The organism is Pseudomonas sp. IT-P395 (genome assembly GCF_949767675.1).
GTDB lineage: Bacteria > Pseudomonadota > Gammaproteobacteria > Pseudomonadales > Pseudomonadaceae > Aquipseudomonas.
This window is the reverse complement of record NZ_CATKPW010000005.1, coordinates 187,700-207,642: the sequence shown is the minus strand read 5'-3', so window position 1 is coordinate 207,642 and position 19,943 is coordinate 187,700. Positions and strand designations below refer to the sequence as shown.

Annotated in this window: 18 protein-coding genes, 5 tRNA genes and 1 riboswitch; of the genes, 5 read left to right on the top strand and 18 right to left on the bottom strand. The window is 58.2% G+C overall.

The features are described from left to right. Window positions 1-153: 153 nt before the first annotated feature. A tRNA-Arg gene (locus tag ACM6IN_RS05310) sits at window positions 154-230 on the bottom strand. A 294-nt stretch (window positions 231-524) separates the two neighbouring features. Between ACM6IN_RS05310 and ACM6IN_RS05305 the strand changes: the two genes are divergently transcribed. Both ACM6IN_RS05305 and ACM6IN_RS05300 read left to right on the top strand, forming a co-directional pair. Next, window positions 525-761, top strand: coding sequence for a hypothetical protein (locus ACM6IN_RS05305; RefSeq protein WP_414915539.1), 237 nt, complete (start codon window positions 525-527; stop codon window positions 759-761). Window positions 762-781: 20 nt separating this feature from the next. Continuing rightward, a complete protein-coding gene (locus tag ACM6IN_RS05300; protein WP_095112208.1) occupies window positions 782-961 on the top strand; it encodes a PA3371 family protein in 180 nt (59 codons plus the stop codon). Here the strand turns inward: ACM6IN_RS05300 and phnN are convergent. Continuing rightward, window positions 936-1,505, bottom strand: coding sequence for a phosphonate metabolism protein/1,5-bisphosphokinase (PRPP-forming) PhnN (phnN, locus tag ACM6IN_RS05295; RefSeq protein ID WP_095112209.1), 570 nt, complete (start codon window positions 1,503-1,505; stop codon window positions 936-938). The genes ACM6IN_RS05300 and phnN overlap by 26 nt on opposite strands. 389 nt (window positions 1,506-1,894) lie before the next feature. On the opposite strand from phnN, the gene ACM6IN_RS05290 reads away from it, so the two are divergent. After that, window positions 1,895-2,221 carry an Arc family DNA-binding protein gene (locus tag ACM6IN_RS05290; RefSeq protein ID WP_003178899.1) on the top strand — a complete coding sequence of 109 codons (327 nt, stop codon included), beginning with the start codon at window positions 1,895-1,897 and terminating at the stop codon, window positions 2,219-2,221. Between the two features lie 113 nt (window positions 2,222-2,334). Here the strand turns inward: ACM6IN_RS05290 and mgtE are convergent, their stop codons facing one another. Further along, complete coding sequence (gene mgtE, locus ACM6IN_RS05285; RefSeq protein WP_007919330.1) at window positions 2,335-3,777, bottom strand: magnesium transporter; 1,443 nt, start codon at window positions 3,775-3,777, stop codon at window positions 2,335-2,337. A 321-nt stretch (window positions 3,778-4,098) separates the two neighbouring features. Between mgtE and ACM6IN_RS05280 the strand changes: the two genes are divergently transcribed. Continuing rightward, the gene (locus ACM6IN_RS05280; protein ID WP_414915538.1) at window positions 4,099-4,617 is read left to right on the top strand and encodes a cell envelope protein SmpA; all 519 of its coding nucleotides are present in this window, start codon (window positions 4,099-4,101) and stop codon (window positions 4,615-4,617) included. Window positions 4,618-4,636: 19 nt separating this feature from the next. On the opposite strand, the gene ACM6IN_RS05275 is transcribed toward ACM6IN_RS05280, so the two are convergent. The 8 genes from ACM6IN_RS05275 to ltaE form a co-directional block, all read right to left on the bottom strand. Continuing rightward, a tRNA-Arg gene (locus ACM6IN_RS05275) sits at window positions 4,637-4,713 on the bottom strand. Between the two features lie 72 nt (window positions 4,714-4,785). Next, window positions 4,786-4,862 (bottom strand) — tRNA-Arg (locus tag ACM6IN_RS05270). A gap of 71 nt (window positions 4,863-4,933) precedes the next feature. Further along, a tRNA-Arg gene (locus ACM6IN_RS05265) sits at window positions 4,934-5,010 on the bottom strand. A 107-nt stretch (window positions 5,011-5,117) separates the two neighbouring features. Then, window positions 5,118-5,208, bottom strand: a tRNA-Ser gene (locus ACM6IN_RS05260). A 62-nt stretch (window positions 5,209-5,270) separates the two neighbouring features. Further along, on the bottom strand, window positions 5,271-5,459 hold the full coding sequence (csrA, locus tag ACM6IN_RS05255; RefSeq protein ID WP_002554426.1) for a carbon storage regulator CsrA: 189 nt from the start codon (window positions 5,457-5,459) through the stop codon (window positions 5,271-5,273). Window positions 5,460-5,646: 187 nt separating this feature from the next. Then, complete coding sequence (locus ACM6IN_RS05250) at window positions 5,647-6,888, bottom strand: aspartate kinase (protein ID WP_007919332.1); 1,242 nt, start codon at window positions 6,886-6,888, stop codon at window positions 5,647-5,649. A gap of 90 nt (window positions 6,889-6,978) precedes the next feature. Next, entirely contained in the window at window positions 6,979-9,597 is a 2,619-nt protein-coding gene (gene alaS / locus ACM6IN_RS05245; RefSeq protein ID WP_038366539.1) for an alanine--tRNA ligase, read from the bottom strand. A 146-nt stretch (window positions 9,598-9,743) separates the two neighbouring features. Beyond that, window positions 9,744-10,748 carry a low-specificity L-threonine aldolase gene (gene ltaE, locus ACM6IN_RS05240; protein ID WP_007919334.1) on the bottom strand — a complete coding sequence of 335 codons (1,005 nt, stop codon included), beginning with the start codon at window positions 10,746-10,748 and terminating at the stop codon, window positions 9,744-9,746. 198 nt (window positions 10,749-10,946) lie between these two features. Next, window positions 10,947-11,118, top strand: a riboswitch (FMN riboswitch). Window positions 11,119-11,222: 104 nt separating this feature from the next. Between ltaE and ACM6IN_RS05235 the strand changes: the two genes are divergently transcribed. After that, window positions 11,223-11,732: a 6,7-dimethyl-8-ribityllumazine synthase gene (locus ACM6IN_RS05235; RefSeq protein ID WP_007919335.1), complete on the top strand. Its 510-nt coding sequence runs from the start codon at window positions 11,223-11,225 to the stop codon at window positions 11,730-11,732. Between the two features lie 121 nt (window positions 11,733-11,853). Here the strand turns inward: ACM6IN_RS05235 and astE are convergent, their stop codons facing one another. The 7 genes from astE to ACM6IN_RS05200 form a co-directional block, all read right to left on the bottom strand. Next, window positions 11,854-12,864, bottom strand: a complete 1,011-nt coding sequence (astE, locus tag ACM6IN_RS05230; RefSeq protein ID WP_414915537.1) for a succinylglutamate desuccinylase — start codon at window positions 12,862-12,864, stop codon at window positions 11,854-11,856. A 12-nt stretch (window positions 12,865-12,876) separates the two neighbouring features. Beyond that, complete coding sequence (locus tag ACM6IN_RS05225) at window positions 12,877-13,167, bottom strand: hypothetical protein (protein ID WP_007919345.1); 291 nt, start codon at window positions 13,165-13,167, stop codon at window positions 12,877-12,879. A gap of 57 nt (window positions 13,168-13,224) precedes the next feature. After that, window positions 13,225-14,571 carry an N-succinylarginine dihydrolase gene (gene astB, locus ACM6IN_RS05220; protein ID WP_414915536.1) on the bottom strand — a complete coding sequence of 449 codons (1,347 nt, stop codon included), beginning with the start codon at window positions 14,569-14,571 and terminating at the stop codon, window positions 13,225-13,227. Between the two features lie 163 nt (window positions 14,572-14,734). Continuing rightward, entirely contained in the window at window positions 14,735-16,204 is a 1,470-nt protein-coding gene (gene astD, locus ACM6IN_RS05215; RefSeq protein ID WP_176472305.1) for a succinylglutamate-semialdehyde dehydrogenase, read from the bottom strand. Then, window positions 16,201-17,226 carry an arginine N-succinyltransferase gene (gene astA / locus ACM6IN_RS05210; protein WP_160041483.1) on the bottom strand — a complete coding sequence of 342 codons (1,026 nt, stop codon included), beginning with the start codon at window positions 17,224-17,226 and terminating at the stop codon, window positions 16,201-16,203. Before astA ends, astD begins: the two co-directional genes overlap by 4 nt. Before the next feature lie 51 nt (window positions 17,227-17,277). Continuing rightward, window positions 17,278-18,297 carry an arginine/ornithine succinyltransferase subunit alpha gene (gene aruF / locus ACM6IN_RS05205; protein ID WP_414915535.1) on the bottom strand — a complete coding sequence of 340 codons (1,020 nt, stop codon included), beginning with the start codon at window positions 18,295-18,297 and terminating at the stop codon, window positions 17,278-17,280. A 214-nt stretch (window positions 18,298-18,511) separates the two neighbouring features. Next, entirely contained in the window at window positions 18,512-19,732 is a 1,221-nt protein-coding gene (locus ACM6IN_RS05200) for an aspartate aminotransferase family protein (protein WP_007912711.1), read from the bottom strand. Window positions 19,733-19,943: the final 211 nt, after the last annotated feature.

Genomic DNA, 19,943 nt, shown 5'->3' with positions numbered 1-19,943 from the left:
AGCAAGGAAAAGCCTTCTATATAGAGGCGCTCACCTAAGCCTTACCTGGAATCAAGCCTTCAGCCAGAAAGCATAGGCAAACCCACCCTGGCTCGTAGCAAAGCTTGAGCACGAGGTCAGCGAATATCAAAGGAGAGAGTTTCAACAAATAGATGGTGTCCCAGGGCAGGTTCGAACTGCCAACCTTCCCCTTAGGAGGGGGATGCTCTATCCAATTGAGCTACTGGGACACACGCTTGTCGCAGCAGACGCTGCATGACGGACGGCGTGCATGTTAACCACCGCACCCGGATTTGTCATGTCGTCCGTAGGGCTTTTTAAGTGTAGGCAACCGCCCTGCCATATCGCGGGAAGAATTACCGTGCATTTTGCACCCCTCCCTAACGCCTTCATTGCAGATTGCAATCCAAGCAAGCCGTAAAAGCCTCTCAAATGCTTGTTTTTAAAGGACTTAACAGAGGTTAAACTGTTGGCACGACGGCTGCTTTATCTGTTCTATAGAAGAACATTCGGAGCCACGCCCCATGAACAGCACTCTTTTGCTTGCAAACGCAATTGCTCTAGTGGTTTTGGTGAGCTCCCAATTTATCCCCGAGAGTTCCGCACCAGAGCCATTGGTTCTGCGTATGCCACATTACCTGCAGGTACAGAGAACGCCGCAACTGGCGGTGCTGAGCGATCAGGTCAACCCCACCTCACAAGCCGTCAGTATTTCCGGGCAGACGCTGCCAGCACTGACTTCAGAACATCTGGTTTTTTGAAATATCTTCAGGAGTACAAAATGTCCAAATCAGCTGCAGGATTTCTGATCCTCGCTTTATTGAGCGGCGTTGTGCATTTATCGTTGTTCGAGGGTACCGAAATCACCCTGCCACTGATTGGCTGCGGTGTGTTTACAGTGCTGTTTGTGCTTGCAATGGCTGCCGGACGGAAAATCAAATTTGATCCGGTTTTACGTTGATCCCGATCAGGCGCAGAAGATCATTGACGGCCTCCGCCAGATTTCCGGAATTATCGATGTGATATACCGGCCCATCACTTGACCTCCGATCCTTGAACAACGCATTGCGAGCCAGTCTTTCTTCAATCTGCTCAAGCGTCTCTCGACCACGTCTGAGCAGACGTTCTCGCAAAACTTCATTCCTGACCGTAAGCAAAACCGGCAGCAGCGCCGGATAGCGCTCCAATGCCTGGCGCAGATTGGCGCGGGAACCGTTGACCAACACATGCTGACCAGCTTTCAGTCGCTGATCCATTTCCACCGTAATTCCATAGGCAAGACCATTGGCGCGCCAGGCCAGCGAGAAGTCGCCAGCGCGCTCGCGTCGCTCGAACTCCTCCGGTGTCACCCCAATGGCATCCTCTCCTACCGATTCAGCGGATCGCGTGATCACCCGACGCATCACCTCGCAGTTCAACGCACGCAATGGCACCCGCGCAGCTTCAATCAAACTGTCCTTTCCCGAACCGGACGGCCCCATCAAATAAATTAGCTTGCCATCCATCCTGAAAACACCCTCCAGCAGGGTATGCCACTAGTAAATCGGCAATTTGCCACTATCCTGTACAGGTAAGGAACAAGGATTTAGAACCCGCATAGAATGCACGTTCTGATGCCTTCGGACATCAATTGATGTGCGGCAGGAACCGAGCAAGGATGCGGACAGTGGCGAAGATTTCAAACCAGTCCGCATTTCTGATAATTGGTGCTGGCATTACGCCTTTACCCAGCTCAATATTTGTCACAGAATTGACGCCAATGATCTGGCAATTTTGAGGCATGATGCGGGCCTCTTAACAATTCAGGTTGAACCATTTGGCGCGGATGCTTGTCCTACCACACATCCTGCGGCCAATCCCGAGAACCGCTCCCCTGAACTAACCGGTTAAATATATGCGCCCATTGAAACAGGCAATTTATTCCAGCCGTACGGCTGACAAGTTCGTCGTACGTCTGCCAGACGGAATGCGGGAACGCATTGCCGAGGTGGCTCGCAATCATCATCGCAGCATGAACTCCGAAATCATTGCGCGCCTTGAGCAGAGTCTTATTCAGGAAGGTGCACTGGGCGAAGAGCTGAGCATGCGCCTGGACAGCCCGGAGCTGTCGTTGCACGAGCGCGAGCTGTTGCAACGTTTCCGCCAGCTGTCTCACCGTCAACAAAATGCTCTGGTGTCCTTGATTGCCCACGATGCAGAAATGGCAGCAGACGCGTCCTGAGCCATACCGAACATCTCAAGCCAGCTTAATTGCTGGCTTTTTTTCGCGCGGATTTTGGGTAATCGCAGGCACAAAAAAGCCCGCTAATTGGCGGGCTGTTTCAATGCTGCCGGTTAGAGCAGGAAGATTGTCGCCAACCCCAGGAATATGAAGAAGCCACCACTGTCGGTCATCGCAGTGATCATCACGCTGGCTCCCATTGCCGGATCTCGCCCCATCTTCGCCAGGGTCATAGGGATCAAAACGCCCATCAATGCAGCCAGTAACAGGTTAAGTGTCATTGCCGCGGTCATTACCACGCCCAGGGACCAACTCCCGTAGAGCAGATAGGCAACAACACCGATCACACCTCCCCAGACCAAGCCATTGATCAAGCCTACCGCCAACTCCTTGCGCATCAGGCGCGAAGTATTACCGGTACTGACCTGATCGAGCGCCATGGCGCGAACGATCATGGTGATCGTCTGGTTACCGGAATTACCACCAATACCCGCCACGATCGGCATGAGTGCCGCCAGTGCTACCAGCTTCTCGATCGAACCCTCGAACAGACCGATCACTCGCGACGCGACAAACGCAGTGATCAAGTTGATCGCCAGCCACGCCCAACGGTTACGCAGAGACTTCCATACCGAAGCGAAGATATCCTCCTCTTCACGCAGACCGGCCATGTTGAGGACTTCGTTCTCGCTTTCCTCACGAATCAGATCGACCATTTCGTCGATCGTCAGACGGCCGATCAACTTGCCGTTCTTATCGACTACCGGGGCGGAGATCAAGTCGTAACGCTCGAAGGCCTGTGCGGCGTCGTAGGCATCTTCGTCCGGGTGGAAGCTCACCGGATCACTGGCCATCACCTCGGCAACTTGTTTGTCCGGGTCATTGACCAAAAGGCGCTTGATCGGCAGTACACCCTTGAGCACACCATCGTAATCAACGACAAAGAGCTTGTCGGTATGACCTGGAAGCTCTTTGAGGCGACGCAGATAGCGCAGAACCACTTCGAGACTGACATCCTCACGGATAGTCACCATCTCGAAGTCCATCAACGCACCGACCTGCTCCTCGTCGTAAGACAGGGCCGACCGCACGCGTTCACGTTGCTGGTTATCCAGACTCTCCATCAGCTCGTGGACGACGTCTCGCGGCAGCTCGGAAGCCAGGTCAGCAAGTTCGTCGGCGTCCATGTCCTTGGCCGCGGCCAGGAGCTCGTGATCGTCCATGTCGGCGATCAGCGTTTCACGAACAGAGTCGGATACTTCGAGAAGGATATCGCCGTCGCGATCAGCCTTGACCAATTGCCAGAGCGTCAGACGATCGTCCAGCGGCAAGGCTTCAAGGATGTAGGCGACGTCGGCAGAGTGCAGATCATCAAGCTTGCGTTGCAGCTCGACGAGATTTTGTCGATGAACCAGGTTTTCGACGCGATCGTGATGCGCGCCTTCCTGGCGATGAGTCAGGTCTTCGACGACGCGCTGACGCTGCAGCAACTCGACAACCTGAGCCAGGCGATCCTGCAGGCTTTCTTGTGTTTTCTTTACTTCGATTTCAGACATAGGCGAACTCCACTCCCAGCAGCGGGGCACGCCGGAAGGATCAATCAGTCAATTCATGATTGGTGAAACGGGGTACTGAGTAACTACTGGGTAAGTCCATGGAGGTTTTCCACAAGCCCCGGCGGGGCTGACGGGCGCAATGATACACCGCCTGACGGTTTAAAACGTTAAAAAATCGCGGTCGAAACAAGCGCTTGCGAAACAATCCTGAGCACTGTCCTGATCCCTGCACATGCGACGACTCATCCTGAAAAGAAAACACACCGGCACTGGAAAATGTAGCGACTACCCTTGAGCGTAGATCGTCATGGAGGACGTCGAATGCCATTGAAACCATCCCACCTTGTACTCACCAGCCTGTTCTGCCTGCCGCCGACCGGGGCCGCCCTGACCCTCCATCGCTGCGAAGCCGCCGATGGCAGCATCACCTTCACCTCGATGAGCTGTGCGCAAGGTGAACGGCGCTCGGCACAGGAAGTTCACCCCTACTCGCCCGGATCAGTTGTGGCCGTGATGCCAGAACACAACCATAAAGAAACCTTCGGCATGACAACCGCAGGCCGAGAACCGGGCATCGTTGGCCACACTGAAGACAAATGCGGGAATCTGATCGACGCCAGGCAACGTCGCGAAGCGATCATCAATCGCCGAGTCATTGCCGGCATGAGTCAGCAAGACGTCGAAAGCGCGTTAGGCAAACCGGACAAGGTGAATATTCGAACATCGGCGACCAGCTATCGCTATGACCTCAAGCGAGGCCGTTCGGCTCAAATAGATTTTGATGAGAGGGGATGCGTGAAGGCAAAAACCAAATCCCGGACAGCAAAAAGCCCGCGTTAAACGCGGGCTTTTCGGTATATGGTGCACTCGACAGGATTCGAACCTGTGACCGCTCGGTTCGTAGCCGAGTACTCTATCCAGCTGAGCTACGAGTGCAATTTGTGTTTTTAGACCAGACCACAACTGGCTGAAACCAAGTTATTCACATCGCTGCAACTAACTCTTAAATGGTGCACTCGACAGGATTCGAACCTGTGACCGCTCGGTTCGTAGCCGAGTACTCTATCCAGCTGAGCTACGAGTGCATTTGTGTTTTTATACCAGATCACATCTGGTTGAAGCCGAGCTATTTACATTGCTGTAACTAACTCTTAAATGGTGCACTCGACAGGATTCGAACCTGTGACCGCTCGGTTCGTAGCCGAGTACTCTATCCAGCTGAGCTACGAGTGCATTTGTTGCGCCGCATTATAGCCCGTCTAATCTCTATTCCAACCACTTTTTCTATTAATTTCAACAACTTACAGAAAAAGCCAGATTACGACGTACTAAGCAAATAATGGCGGAGAACGGGGGATTCGAACCCCCGACACCCTTTTGAGGTGTACTCCCTTAGCAGGGGAGCGCCTTCGGCCACTCGGCCAGCTCTCCGCAACACGGGGCGTATCTTAACCAACCTTTTCCCCGTTTGCAAACATAAAAATCGATAAAAATTAATGGCTTGGTTCTTCGTCCTTCTCTTTCTTTATACGCAGGTAAATTTCCTCACGGTGCACGGCAACCTCTTTCGGGGCATTGACGCCGATACGCACTTGATTTCCTTTAACGCCGAGCACGGTCACGGTGATTTCGCCATCACCGATAATCAGGCTTTCTGCGCACCGACGAGTCAGAATCAGCATACCTTTCTCCTTACGCAATTCAGTTCAGGGACAACAGTCTGCAAAAAAAAGGCACCCGACCTACAACCGGAGCGATCGTAGCCCTACATGCCTGAGTATTGACCAGCGCGAGCAAAAGAACAGTTCAGGGCTCGCGCCATTCAAAAAATAAAGGGCGCGGTCAGACCGCGCCCTTCAAGAAACGGAATTACTCGCCTTGACGGGCAGGCGCATCCAGTTCGAAAGCCGTGTGCAGGGCGCGCACGGCCAGTTCCAGGTACTTCTCTTCAATCACCACGGAAACCTTGATTTCCGAAGTCGAGATCATCTGGATGTTGATGCTTTCTTTCGCCAGGGATTCGAACATGCGGCTGGCCACGCCTGCGTGGGAACGCATGCCGACGCCGACGATCGAGACCTTGGCAATCTTGGTGTCGCCAACCACTTCACGGGCACCGATCTCGCGAGCGGTGTTTTCCAGCACGGTCTGTGCGGCCTGGTAGTCGTTGCGGTGCACGGTGAAGGTGAAGTCGGTGGTGTTATCGTGCGCAACGTTCTGCACGATCATGTCGACTTCGATGTTCGCGGCACTGATCGGGCCGAGAATCTTGAACGCCACGCCCGGGGTGTCTGGCACGCCACGGATGGTCAGCTTGGCTTCATCGCGGTTGAAAGCGATGCCGGAAATGATCGGCTGTTCCATGGTTTCCTCTTCATCAATAGTAATGAGGGTGCCCGGACCCTCCTTGAAGCTGTGCAGTACGCGCAGCGGAACGTTGTACTTGCCGGCGAATTCCACCGCACGGATCTGCAACACCTTGGAACCGAGACTGGCCATTTCCAGCATCTCTTCAAAGGTAATCTTGTCCAGACGCTGAGCGACCGGCACAACGCGCGGGTCGGTGGTGTAGACACCATCCACGTCGGTGTAGATCTGGCACTCGTCAGCCTTCAACGCGGCAGCCAAAGCCACGCCGGTCGTGTCGGAACCGCCACGACCAAGGGTGGTGATGTTGCCGTGCTCGTCGACGCCCTGGAAACCGGCGACAACCACCACGCGACCTGCTTTCAGATCACCGCGAATCTTTTGGTCATCAATCTGCAAGATACGCGCTTTATTGTGCGCACTGTCGGTCAGGATCCGCACCTGATTACCGGTGTACGACACCGCCGGCACACCGCGCTTGATCAACGCCATCGCCAGCAGAGCAATCGTCACCTGCTCACCGGTGGAAACAATCACGTCCAGCTCACGCGGAACCGGTTGCGTGTCGCCACTGATTTGCTTGGCCAGATCGATCAGACGGTTGGTTTCGCCGCTCATTGCAGACAGCACAACCACCAGGTCATCGCCGGCATCGCGGAATTTCTTAACCTTGTCGGCGACCTGCTCGATTCTCTCGACGGTACCGACCGAGGTGCCTCCAAATTTCTGTACGATCAAAGCCATTTCAAAGCCGCCTCTGCCCATGAAGGGCGCCCAATAATCACTCGAACAGCCGCCGGGCCCGCCACTAGACTGCGGGCCCGACGGGCCGTCTTATAAACCCTGCTCGACGAATGGAACGGTCAGCGCCAGTGCGCCATCCAGTGCGCCGGCGTCGACACCGCCGCCCTGCGCCATATCCGGACGACCACCGCCCTTCCCGCCCACTGCCGCAGCAGCCTGCTTCATCAAATCACCGGCTTTGAGTTGGCCAGTCAGGTCCTTGGTTACACCTGCAACCAGTACGACCTTTTCCTCATGGACACTGCCGAGCAGGATCACTGCGCGACCGAGTTTGTTCTTCAACTGATCAACCAGCGCCAGCAGCGCCTTGGCGTCCTGACCATCCAGACGTGCAGCCAGAACCTTCACGCCTTTGACGTCCAGCGCCGAGGAAGACAGATCGTCGCCCGCAGCACTGGCAGCCTTGGCTTGCAACTGCTCGAGTTGCTTCTCCAGTTGGCGATTGCGCTCCAGCACAGCCGACAGCTTGTCGATCAGGTTGTCGCGGCTGCCCTTGACCAGGCTGGCCGCTTCCTTGAGTTGTTCTTCTGCCGCGTTCAAGTAAGCCAGTGCCGCAGCACCGGTAACTGCCTCGATACGACGCACACCCGAAGCCACACCGCCTTCGCTGATGATTTTCAGCAGGCCGATGTCGCCGGTACGGTTGGCGTGGATACCGCCGCACAGCTCGACGGAGAAATCGCCGCCCATGCTCAACACACGTACGTTGTCGCCGTACTTCTCGCCGAACAGCGCCATCGCGCCCTTGTTCTTGGCGGTTTCGATGTCGGTTTCTTCGGTTTCAACGGCGGAGTTCTTGCGAATTTCGGCGTTGACGATGTCTTCCAGCGCTTTAATTTGCTCAGGCTTGATCGCTTCAAAGTGGCTGAAGTCGAAACGCAGACGCTGGCTATCCACCAACGAACCTTTCTGCTGAACGTGCTCGCCCAGCACCTGACGCAAAGCAGCGTGCAGCAAGTGCGTGGCCGAGTGGTTCAGCGAGGTAGCGTGACGCACCTCGGCATCGACATGAGTTTCCACTGGCGCGCCGATGGTCAGGCTGCCCGAATCCAGTACACCGTGGTGCAGGAATGCGCCGCCAGTCTTGGTGGTGTCGCGAACGTCGAAACGTGCGCTGCCCGCCTGCAGATAACCGCAGTCGCCGATCTGGCCGCCGGATTCAGCGTAGAACGGCGTCTGGTTCAGCACGATCACCGCCTCTTCGCCTTCATTCAAGACGTCGACCGACTGGCCATCTTTATAGATAGCAACGATTTTTGCCGAACCGCTGGTGTCTTTGTAACCGGTGAACTCGGTGGCCACATCAACCTTGACCAAGGTGTTGTAGTCCAGACCGAACGAGCTGGCCGAACGCGCACGAACACGCTGGGCTTCCATCTCACGCTCAAAACCGGCTTCGTCGACTGTCAGGCTGCGCTCGCGGGCGATGTCGGCGGTCAGGTCCATCGGGAAACCGTAGGTGTCGTAGAGTTTGAAGACTACGTCGCCCGGCACCACGGTGCCTTTGAGTTCCAGCAGATCCTGCTCGAGAATCTTCAGGCCGTGCTCAAGCGTCTTGGAGAACTGCTCTTCCTCGGCCTTGAGCACGCGCTCAATGTTGCTCTGCTGCTTCTTCAGTTCCGGGAAGGCTTCGCCCATCTCGGCAACCAGCGCCGCGACGATCTTGTAGAAGAAGCTGCCGGTGGCGCCCAGCTTGTTACCGTGACGGCAGGCGCGACGGATGATCCGGCGCAGCACATAACCGCGACCCTCGTTGGACGGCAGCACGCCGTCGGCGATCAGGAAGCCGCACGAACGAATGTGGTCGGACACTACTTTCAGCGACGACTGATCGCCGTTTTCGCAACCGATCGCTTCAGCCGAGGCCTTCAGCAGGTTCTTGAACAGGTCAATGTCGTAGTTGGAATTGACGTGCTGCATCACCGCACTGATCCGCTCCAGACCCATGCCGGTGTCGACCGACGGCGCTGGCAACGGATGCAACACGCCATCGGCGGTGCGGTTGAACTGCATGAACACGTTGTTCCAGATTTCGATGTAACGGTCACCGTCTTCTTCCGGCGAGCCCGGTGGGCCGCCCCAGATGTGGTCGCCGTGATCGTAGAAAATCTCGGTGCACGGGCCGCACGGGCCGGTATCGCCCATGGTCCAGAAGTTGTCGGAAGCGTACGGCGCGCCTTTGTTGTCGCCGATGCGGATCATGCGCTCGACCGGCACACCGATTTCTTTGGTCCAGATGTCATACGCTTCGTCGTCGGAGGCGTAGACGGTGACCCAGAGTTTTTCCTTCGGCAGTTGCAGAACGCCGGTCAGGAAGGTCCACGCGTAGGTAATCGCGTCCTTCTTGAAATAGTCACCGAAGCTGAAGTTACCGAGCATTTCAAAGAATGTGTGGTGACGAGCGGTATAACCGACGTTTTCCAGGTCGCTGTTCTTGCCACCGGCACGCACGCACTTCTGGCTGCTGGTCGCACGGGTGTACGCACGTTTTTCCTGGCCCAGGAAGCAGTCCTTGAACTGGTTCATCCCCGCGTTAGTGAACAGCAGGGTTGGGTCGTTGCCCGGAATCAAAGAGCTGGAGGCTACACGGGTGTGGCCTTGCTCTTCGAAGAAGCGAAGGAAGGCTTCACGGATTTCTGCGCTTTTCATTAGGTTCTTCCACGGAGGCTGCGGCCAAAGGCCTGTTCGAAACGTCAACAGACGAAGCGACGGCAAAGGGCCGCATTATATCGGCCCTGCGCGCGGGGTACAGCGTGTTTATACGATAGAAACGGTCAATTGGACGGCTAACGCTGTCACTTGCGCGAAAACTCGACGAATGTCGCGATCACTTGCTCGATTTGCGAGCGATTGACGTCCATGTGCGTGACCATACGCAGGCGTGCGGCGGCGCTCAACTTGATCCCGCGTTCGGCAGCAAAGGCCTTGATCGCTTCGGCTTTGTCGCCCATTTGCACATAAACCATGTTGGTTTGCACCGGTTCGACGATGAAACCTGCTTCACGCAGACCGTCGGCCAGCAGTTGCGCATTGGCGTGGTCGTCGGCCAGACGCTCGACGTTGTGATCCAGCGCGTACAGCCCCGCCGCTGCCAGCAACCCGGACTGACGCATGCCACCGCCGACCATTTTGCGCAGACGGCGAGCCTTGCCGATCAACTCGGCCGAACCGCACAACACCGAACCCACCGGCGCGCCGAGGCCTTTGGACAAGCACACCGACACTGAGTCGAAATGCTGGGTGATTTCCCGGGCATCAACACCCAGCTTGACCGCCGCGTTGTACAGGCGCGCGCCGTCGAGGTGCAGTTGCAAGCCTTTTTCCTGAGTGAAGCGGCGTGCGCGGGCCAGGTACTCCAGCGGCAGCACTTTGCCCTGCATGGTGTTTTCCAGCGCCAGCAAACGAGTCCGGGCGAAATGGAAGTCGTCCGGTTTGATCGCGGCGGCGACTTGATCCAGATCCAGTGAACCATCGGCTTGCACTTCCAGCGGCTGCGGCTGGATCGAACCGAGCACCGCCGCGCCACCGCCCTCGTATTTGTAGGTGTGCGCCTGCTGGCCAACGACGTATTCGTCGCCGCGCTCGCAGTGCGCCATCAAACCCAGCAGGTTGCTCATGGTGCCGGTCGGCACAAATAAAGCGGCGGTAAAACCCAAGCGTTGGGCCAATTCGGTTTCCAGGCGATTGACCGTCGGATCTTCGCCGTACACGTCATCACCGGTGTCCGCCGCAGTCATCGCGTCGAGCATGGCGGGAGTCGGTTGGGTGACAGTGTCGCTGCGAAGATCGATAACGCTCATGAACCTGGCCTCAAATCAGCAGGGGAAATCCCTTTACGAAGTGGAATTACTGCGGTCATCGCGTGGATTAATCAAGCCTTGGGCAAGGAAAAGTCGTTTCGAGCCTGCAAAAAATTCGATGACAATCATCAGAAAGGCGCAATGCACAGACACACAATCTGTGTTAAAAACGCTGCGCCGCCCCAGAAAGGGCGGCAAAAACGTTCTCAGGGCGGGGTGCAATTCCCCACCGGCGGTAATTGCGCGCAATGCGCATAGCCCGCGAGCGCTTGGCGACGAACACGACTTCGGTTGAGATCGGCGGCAAGGTCAGCAGACCCGGTGTGATTCCGGGGCCGACGGTCATAGTCCGGATGAAGAGAGAACGGGATTAACGCCAAAGGGCCGTCCGCACGATGATGTTGTGCGTGTGCGCACCCTTGAATCCCTTTCGATTCATAACGCCCTGTTTTTCACACAAACAGGAGTCAGAACATGCAACCCACCGCTATCGACAGCAAAAGCAAACACCCTCACGGCGAGCGCGTCGCGTTCATCCAGGCCTGCTGGCACAAGGAAATCGTCGACCAGAGCCGAAAAGGCTTCGTCGCCGAAATGATTGCCCTGGGTTATCAGGAGTCGGACATCGATATCTTCGAAGTCGGCGGCGCCTTTGAAATGCCCCTGCACGCCAAGTTGCTGGCCAAAACCGGCCGTTATGCCGGCATCGTCGCCGCTGCTCTGGTGGTTGACGGCGGCATCTACCGTCACGAGTTCGTCGCCCAGTCGGTGGTCAGCGGCCTGATGCAGGTGCAACTGGAAACCGAAGTGCCGGTATTCTCGGTGTCGCTGACCCCGCATCACTTCCATGCCGGTGACGAGCATCAGAAGTTCTTCTTCGAGCACTTTGTGCACAAGGGTCAGGAAGCAGCGCGGACTTGCGCGGATACGCTGCGCAAGGTTCGCGCACTGCGTCGTACAGAGCCGCATGCTGTAGCCGTGTAAACACAGAACCAAAACTGTAGGAGTGAGCCTGCTCGCGATAGCGGAGTGTCAGTCGACCACTGTAGTGACTGATACATTGCAATCGCGAGCAGGCTCACTCCTACAGGGTTTTTGCGCAGGGTCAGGCGAGGTTTTCGTCGGTGGTCGGGACGATCAGGATACCCGCGCGCAAGCCGTTCTTGACCTTGGGATTGGGGAAGATGATCCGTGCGCCCTCTTCCTCGATGATCCAGCGGGTATTGGCCAAGTCTTCGGCCAACACGTAACCCATCTCCAACTCGGAAAAATTTTCGATGTCCTGCGGCAGGTTCAAGCGAAAGGCATCGCTGTGCTTGATGATTTCCCGCGCCACGCTGAAAAGCTGCAAACCATCCAGCTGCGCTTCAGCCATCTGTGGCTCAGTGCCTTCGATAATCTGCTTCAAACGAGTTTCCAGCAGCGAGACGTTAACCCCGTCGTTCTGCCCGAACGGCCGCGCCTTGCCCAGTTCCAGCGTGAAAGCCTCGGCACCGAGCTTGTCGTAGGTGTACGAGCTGAACACGATCGACGGTTTGTTCTGCAACAGCACCGCTTCCATGCCCGCAGCGCGCAGACGTGCCAGCTCAAGACGCGAATGCTGGCGACCTTCCTTCCACGGATACAAGGCAAACTGCTCGATCTTCGAACCGCGAATAGCGGTGTGCAGGTCGTAGTGCAGACGCTGGCGATCCGGTTTGCTGAAAAAGCTCGCTGCCAGACGCTCCAGCTCACAGGCACGCAGTGCTTCGCTGCCACTGCTTTGTTCATGACGGCCGTTGAACAGCCGATTGACGTCCTGCTCGACGAAACGCTCGCCTTTGCGAATCGCTTCCGGGTTGCCAAACAGGAACAGAATGCGTGCGCGCGGCTTCAGATCGCCGCGTGCGATGTCGTGCAGCAGCCGATCAAGCAACTCGATCGGCGCTGTTTCGTTGCCGTGGATGCCTGCCGACAGCAGCAGGTCCAGGCCATTGTCGCGCGCTTCCGGTGGCCGGACTTCCAGCGCACCTTCGCTCAACCAGCGCATACGCACGCCTTCGACAGTCAGTTGAGTCTTCTCCGCCGGTTCGCGGCCGGCGAGGGTCAGTTCAAGCAGTTTGCCGAGGGCGAGCATAGAGCGGTTTCCTTAGTGATCGTGGTTGCAATCCGGGCCGTGCACGTGGTCTTCGTCGTCGCCGACGTCAGCCGGTTCCATTTCCAGTTGCAGACTTACCAGATTAGTCGCCAATGGGCGCAGCAGCAGGTTGGCGTACTCGGCGTCACCTTCTTCAACGTCCACGCCGATCAGCAGTTGGCCACGGCCGTCCTGCTGGATCCACAGCTCTTTGCCTTGCCACATGACCGCGACGCGGGTGCAGGAGGTCTCCAGTTGCGTGCCGTCGGTGTCTTCAAGGATCAGCTGCAGGGAATCGCTCATGTTTTTACTCTCTTGGGGAGACAAGCCGCGCGCCGCGTTCAGGCGACGCGCCGGCCATCAATTGATCTGGAATGGATAAACCGCGCCCAGTTTAAGGATTTGCGTCAGTTCATCCAGTGCCGTCCGGCATTCAAGCAGCAATTGCGGATCCGCCAGATCGGTTTCGCTCAGGCGGTCGCGGTAGTGCTTTTCAACCCATGCGGTCAACGAACCGTACAACGGTGGCGTCATGATAACCCCTGGGTTGACGGCTGCCAGTTCGGTTTCGTTAAGCGCGACGCGCAGTCGCAGGCACGCCGGGCCACCACCGTTTTGCATGCTTTGCTTGAGATCGAAAACTTTTACTTCGCGGATCAGACCGCCGGAGCTGGTCAGGCTTTGCAGATAAGCCCAGACGCGTTCGTTGGCCTGGCACTCTTGCGGCACGATCAGCAACATCGAGCCATCAGGACGCGACAGCAACTGGCTGTTGAACAGGTACGAGCGCACCGCGTCATCTACGGTGACCGCCGAACGCGGCACACACACGGACTGGAAGTTGCCGCCGGCTTTGGCGAGTTTGCTTTGCAGCTCGGCCAGCATCGAGTCGGTGTCGAGGAACGCGTCCTCGTGATAGAACAACACCTCACCGTTACCCACCGCGATCACGTCGTTATGGAACACGCCCTGATCGATCACGTTCGGGTTCTGTTGGGCGTAGACCACGCCTTCGTCACGCAGCCCGTGCAGACGCGCAACCGCTTGCGACGCTTCGAGGGTTTGACGGGCCGGGTACTTCTGCGGCGCCGGGAAACGGTTGTCGAACGCGCTGCGACCGAATACGAAGAACTCGACGCCGGCCTCGCCATACTCACGGCAGAAACGCGTGTGGTTGGCCGCGCCCTCGTCACCGAACTGTGCCACCGCCGGCAGAGCGGCGTGATGAGCGAAGTGCTGCTGATTGGCGAACATCGCACCGAGCACGCGGCTGGTGGTCGGGTGCTCGATGCTGCGGTGGTATTTGCAGTTGAGGTTGGCGGCGGTGAAATGCACGCGACCGTCTGCGGTGTCGGCGCTCGGGCTGACGGTGGCAGCGTTGGCCACCCACATGCTCGATGCCGAGCAACTGGCGACCAGCAGCGGCATGGCTTCCTTGGCGGCGCGCTCGATCACTTGCGCGTCAGTGCCGCTGAAACCCAGACGGCGCAAAGCGGCCACGTCCGGACGTTCCTGTGGCGCCAGCACGCCTTGCTGAAAGCCCATTTCCATCAGCGCTTTCATCTTCGCCAGACCTTGCAGCGCCGCTTCCTTCGGGTTCGAAGATTGCTGGCTGTTGCTCTGGGAGGCAACGTTGCCGTAGGACAGACCACCGTAGTTATGGGTCGGCCCCACTAGACCGTCAAAATTGACTTCATAGGATTTCATCAGCGAGGCTCCACGAGAATCTGTTGTTATAGGCTTCAGTAACTATTCTTTAACACCGCGGTGCGGCCATCGCTGGCAAGCCAGCTCCCACAGTAACCGCGTCGTACACAAAATGTGTGGACGCCTCCGCCCCTGTGGGAGCTGGCTTGCCAGCGATTGGGCATCACGCCATTTTCACGCCAGGCGTCAGGGCGGCAGGCAACACCAGACTTGGGGTTTCCAGCGACGCCACCGGATACGCGCAGTAATCCGCTGCGTAATAGGCGCTGGCGCGATGGTTGCCCGAGGCACCGACACCGCCAAACGGCGCGCTGCTCGCCGCACCGGTCAGTTGTTTGTTCCAGTTGACGATACCGGCACGGCTTTCCAGCCAGAACTGCTGATAACGTGCTTCGGAATCCGACAGCAAACCGGCGGCCAGACCATAGGCAGTGTCATTCGCCTCAGCGATCGCCGCTTCAAAATCAACGTAGCGAATCACTTGCAACAACGGGCCGAACAATTCTTCGTCCGGACGCTCGGCAACAGCGCTCACATCGAGAATGCCCGGCGTGAGCAGCGCGGCTTGTGCCTGCGGCTGCGTCATCGCCAGCAACGACACGGCGCCGTTAGCCAACAGATGTTCTTGAGCGTCCATCAGCGCTTTCGCCGCGCCGAGGGAAATCACTGAGCCCATGAACGGCGCCGGTTGCTGATCGAATGCACCGACCTCAATCGTCGAGCTGACTTCAACCAAACGCTTGAGCAGGCTGTCGCCCCAGGCGCCTTGCGGTACCAGCAAGCGGCGCGCACACGTGCAACGCTGACCGGCAGAAATGAACGCCGACTGAATGATCGTGTAAACAGCCGCATCGAGATCGGCGACCTGGTCGACCACCAACGGGTTGTTGCCGCCCATTTCCAACGCCAGAATCTTGTCCGGACGCCCGGCAAATTGCTGATGCAGATGATTGCCGGTGCGGCTCGAACCGGTGAAAAACAGACCATCGATGCCCGGATTCGCCGCCAGCGCGATACCGGTTTCGCGAGCGCCTTGCAGCAGGTTCAAAACGCCTGCCGGGAGACCGGCTTCGATCCAGCACTTGACTGTCAGCTCGGCGACTTTCGGGGTCAGTTCGCTTGGCTTGAACAGCACGCTGTTACCCGCCAGCAGCGCCGGAACGATGTGACCGTTCGGCAGGTGACCGGGGAAGTTGTAAGGACCGAACACCGCCACCACACCGTGCGGCTTGTGGCGCAGTACGGCGGTGGCGTCGCCCAACGGGCCGCTCTTCTCGCCGGTACGCTCGCGGTAGCTCTGCACCGAGATCGCGATCTTGTTGACCATGCTGGTGACTTCGGTCGCAGCTTCCCACAGCGGCTTACCGGTTTCCTCACCGATGGTGCGGGCCAGTTCGTCAGCGTGGCTTTTCAGCGCGGCGGCGAACGCCTCCAGCACAGTGATGCGCTCGTCCAGCGAACGCCGCGCCCAGCCCGGAAACGCCTGACGTGCAGCCTGCACCGCCGACTCGACTTGAGCGGTGGTTGCGCCCTCCCCCGACCACAGCACTTGCTGGGTCACCGGGTTCAGCGATTGAAAAGCTTCGCCCTGACCGGCCAGCCACTCACCTGCGATGTATAGCGAATTCATTATTTCGACTCCCGTGCAGCGGACAACGCCACGGCGCGCACTTGATCGCCAGCGTTGAGTTGAAGACGTTTGGCGGTCTGCGGATCGACCACCAGGGTGCCGGCAGCCAGACGCGCCGGCGCAGCAGTGATGCGGCAGTCTTCGCGTTTGCGGTTATGGATGATGAACGGCGTGGCGTCGTCGCCCGGCGTACCGACGGCGAGCACCAGCGCTTCACTGTCACGCACCGCGCGGATCTTGCCGGTTTCGCATTCGATGGCCGGGCCGGCGTCGAAGATGTCGACGTAACCCTGATAGCTGAACCCTTCGCCCTTGAGCATCGCCAGGGCCGGCTCGGTGTCCGGGTGCACCTGACCGATGACGTTACGTGCGCCTTCGGACAGGAAGCAGGTGTACAGCGGAAATTTCGGCATCAGCTCGGCGATGAAAGCCTTATTGCCGACACCGGTCAGGTAATCGGCCTGGCTGAACTCCATTTTGAAGAAGTGACGACCGAGGCTCTCCCAGAACGGTGAACGGCCGGCGTCATCGGAGACACCGCGCATTTCGGCAATGATCTTGTTGCCGAACAATTCCGGGAACTCAGCAATGAACAGCATCCGCGCCTTCGACAGCATGCGACCGTTAAGACCGCTGCGGTAATCGGCGTGCAGGAACAACGAGCACAGCTCGGAATTACCGGTCAGGTCGTTAGCGAGGAACAGCGTCGGAATCTCGCGGTAGATGTTCAGCTCTTGCGAAGCACTGACGGTCAGACCGACACGGAAGTTGTACCAAGGCTCACGCATACCAACGGCGCCAGCAATCGCGGAAATCCCCACCACGCGACCGTCATCGTCTTCGAGCACGAACAAGTAGTCCGCATCACCACGGCCAGCTTCGCCGCGAAAGGTCTTCTCGGCCCAGCCAACCCGATGGGCCAGACGTTCTTCGTTGGCCGGCAATGTGGTCAGGCCGGTGCCGGTGCTGCGGGCCAGGTCGATCAGCGCGGCTAAATCGCTGCTGCGTACGGGACGAACAATCATGCTATCTCCTCAAACGGGCCGCCTTCGCCACCCGTGAAACTCGCTAAGGCGTTAAACCGCCACCAGGCGCACGCTGGCACCTTCACCGACGCCCAGGGCTTCGGCCGCTTCCAGATCCAGAGTCACCGGTTTGCCAGGCGCGTAATCCAGCTCCAGCAGCACCGCGCGGTAATCCTGCAACTGCGCGTTGGCCACCAGATACTGGCGCCCCACACCTTTCACCGGCTCGCCGATCTTCACTGGCACCACACGACTCTGGGCGATCGAACGGATCCCCGAAACACGCGCATGCAGGGTCGGGCCACCGTCGAAAATATCGATGTAATGATCGGTTTCGAAGCCTTCGCGCATCAGGATGTCGAAGGTGATCTGCGCACGCGGGTGCACCTGGCCCATCGCCTCTTGGGCGGAATCCGGCAGCAGCGGCACGTAGATCGGGTAATGCGGCATCAGCTCGGCGAGGAACGTACGGCTTTTCAGCCCGCACAGACGCTCGGCTTCGGCGTAGTTGAGGTCGAAGAAGTTGCGACCGATCGCGTCCCAGAATGGCGAGTCGCCGTTCTCGTCGCTGTAACCGACGATCTCGGTCACCACCGAATCGGCGAAACGCTCCGGGTGGCTGGCAACGAACAACAGACGGCCGCGGGAGTTGAGCTCGGACCACGGTGAACCGACCAGCTCGCGCTGCACGTAGAAACTGGTCAACAAACTGTTGCCGGTCAGGTCGTGGCACTGCGAGAGCACGTGGATCTTGTTGTGGATCTTCAACTCGCGCGAGGCGTGCACGAAGGTCTCGTTACGGAAGCTGTAGAACGGCTCCGAATAACCGGCCGAAGCGACGATGGCCGAGCAGCCGACCAGCTTGCCGGTGGTGGAGTCTTCGAGGACGAAGAAATAGCTTTCTTCACCGTTGAAGCTCACTTCGGCAGCGAACGAAGCTTCGCTCGCGGCGATCTTGTCGCTCAGACGTTCCACGTCATCCGGCAAGGAAGTGACACCAATCGGGCTGTCCGCAGCCAGACGCTGTACCTCGCCCAGATCAGCCATTTGCGCGGGGCGCATCACCAGCATGGTGTCACTCCTTTCTCTTATAAATTCACAGAAAAAATAACCGGGCCTACATGGAGATCAATGTAGGAGTGAGCCTGCTCGCGATTGCGGTCTGTCAGAAACCAATGAGTCGACTGACAGACCGCAATCGCGAGCAGGCTCACTCCTACAGTTGATCTGGTCCGGCATAAAATTTTGATCGACGCCTGAAAAGCTCCAGGCGTCGAAGGGTCTATCAGGCTTGCGTCAGTGCTGCGGCAGCGCGTTCGAAGCGGTCGAGACCGGCATCGATATCGGCGTCTTCCACCACCAGGCTCGGCGCGAAACGGATCACGTCCGGGCCGGCTTGCAGAATCATCAGGCCTTCTTTTTCAGCGGCGTTGAAGATGTCTTTGGCCTTGCCTTTCCAGGCATCGCTCAGCACGCAACCGATCAACAGACCGAGGCCACGCACCTGAGTGAACAGGCCGTACTTCTCGCCGATCTGCTCAAGGCGCGCCTTGAATTTGTCGTGCTTGGCGTTCACGCCGTTCAGCACTTCTGGCGTGTTGATCACGTCGATCACCGCTTCCGCGACCGCGCACGCCAGCGGGTTGCCGCCGTAAGTGGTGCCGTGAGTACCGACGACCAGATGTTTGGCCAGCGCTTCGGTGGTCAGCATGGCCGCGATCGGGAAACCGCCGCCCAGGCTCTTGGCGCTAGTGAGGATGTCCGGAGTCACGCCGTAATGCTGGTAGGCGAACAGCTTGCCGCTGCGGCCCATGCCGGTCTGCACTTCGTCGAACACCAGCAGCGCGTTGTTCGCGTCGCACAGTTCGCGGGCACCTTGCAGGTAAGCCAGTTCGGCTGGCAGCACGCCGCCCTCGCCCTGGATCGGTTCCAGCACGACCGCACAGGTCTTGTCGGACACCGCCGCTTTCAGCGCGGCCAGATCGTTGTAAGGGACGTGGGTAATGCCGGTGATTTTCGGGCCGAAACCGTCGGAGTACTTCGACTGGCCACCGACGTTGACGGTGAACAGGGTACGGCCGTGGAAGCTGTTCAGCGCGGCGATGATTTCGTACTTCTCAGAGCCGAAACGGTCGAACGCCACACGACGGGCCAGCTTGAACGCGGCTTCGTTGGCCTCGGCACCGGAGTTGCAGAAGAACACGCGCTCGGCGAACGTGGCATCGATCAGCTTGTGCGCCAGGCGCAGGGCTGGCTCGTTGGTGAACACGTTGGACACGTGCCACAGCTTGTTCGCTTGCTCGGTCAGTGCACCGACCAGCGCCGGGTGCGCGTGGCCCAATACGTTGACGGCGATGCCGCCGGCGAAGTCGATCAGCTCGCGGCCGGCCTGATCCCAGACGCGGGAACCGGCGCCACGCACTGGAATGAAAGCGGCAGGCGCGTAGTTGGGAACCATTACCTGGTCGAAATCGGCGCGTTGTACCGCAGCGTGCTCAACGGACATCGGAGTCTCCTGATGAGAAACACTCGCCTGAAACTGGCGAGCTTGGTGAGGATTGTAAGGACAGTTTTCAGCCCGGCCTTGTCGCCAAGCGACAACTTCTTATAGCGCAAACCCCGGATTTTCACGGGTTTACGGCAATGCGACATATAGCGTCGCAAAGGCGCAGTTTAACGGGCGCCGCCGATTTGCGGCAGGCTGCAGAGAATACCAA

Excerpts from the sequence above, each read along its gene's own strand:
- ACM6IN_RS05305 (WP_414915539.1), top strand. The coding sequence starts at position 525 with ATGAACAGCACTCTTTTGCTTGCAAACGCAATTGCTCTAGTGGTTTTG.
- ACM6IN_RS05300 (WP_095112208.1), top strand. The coding sequence starts at position 782 with ATGTCCAAATCAGCTGCAGGATTTCTGATCCTCGCTTTATTGAGCGGC.
- phnN (WP_095112209.1), bottom strand. The coding sequence starts at position 1,505 with ATGGATGGCAAGCTAATTTATTTGATGGGGCCGTCCGGTTCGGGAAAG.
- ACM6IN_RS05290 (WP_003178899.1), top strand. The coding sequence starts at position 1,895 with ATGCGCCCATTGAAACAGGCAATTTATTCCAGCCGTACGGCTGACAAG.
- mgtE (WP_007919330.1), bottom strand. The coding sequence starts at position 3,777 with ATGTCTGAAATCGAAGTAAAGAAAACACAAGAAAGCCTGCAGGATCGC.
- ACM6IN_RS05280 (WP_414915538.1), top strand. The coding sequence starts at position 4,099 with ATGCCATTGAAACCATCCCACCTTGTACTCACCAGCCTGTTCTGCCTG.
- csrA (WP_002554426.1), bottom strand. The coding sequence starts at position 5,459 with ATGCTGATTCTGACTCGTCGGTGCGCAGAAAGCCTGATTATCGGTGAT.
- ACM6IN_RS05250 (WP_007919332.1), bottom strand. The coding sequence starts at position 6,888 with ATGGCTTTGATCGTACAGAAATTTGGAGGCACCTCGGTCGGTACCGTC.
- alaS (WP_038366539.1), bottom strand. The coding sequence starts at position 9,597 with ATGAAAAGCGCAGAAATCCGTGAAGCCTTCCTTCGCTTCTTCGAAGAG.
- ltaE (WP_007919334.1), bottom strand. The coding sequence starts at position 10,748 with ATGAGCGTTATCGATCTTCGCAGCGACACTGTCACCCAACCGACTCCC.
- ACM6IN_RS05235 (WP_007919335.1), top strand. The coding sequence starts at position 11,223 with ATGCAACCCACCGCTATCGACAGCAAAAGCAAACACCCTCACGGCGAG.
- astE (WP_414915537.1), bottom strand. The coding sequence starts at position 12,864 with ATGCTCGCCCTCGGCAAACTGCTTGAACTGACCCTCGCCGGCCGCGAA.
- ACM6IN_RS05225 (WP_007919345.1), bottom strand. The coding sequence starts at position 13,167 with ATGAGCGATTCCCTGCAGCTGATCCTTGAAGACACCGACGGCACGCAA.
- astB (WP_414915536.1), bottom strand. The coding sequence starts at position 14,571 with ATGAAATCCTATGAAGTCAATTTTGACGGTCTAGTGGGGCCGACCCAT.
- astA (WP_160041483.1), bottom strand. The coding sequence starts at position 17,226 with ATGATTGTTCGTCCCGTACGCAGCAGCGATTTAGCCGCGCTGATCGAC.
- aruF (WP_414915535.1), bottom strand. The coding sequence starts at position 18,297 with ATGCTGGTGATGCGCCCCGCGCAAATGGCTGATCTGGGCGAGGTACAG.
- ACM6IN_RS05200 (WP_007912711.1), bottom strand. The coding sequence starts at position 19,732 with ATGTCCGTTGAGCACGCTGCGGTACAACGCGCCGATTTCGACCAGGTA.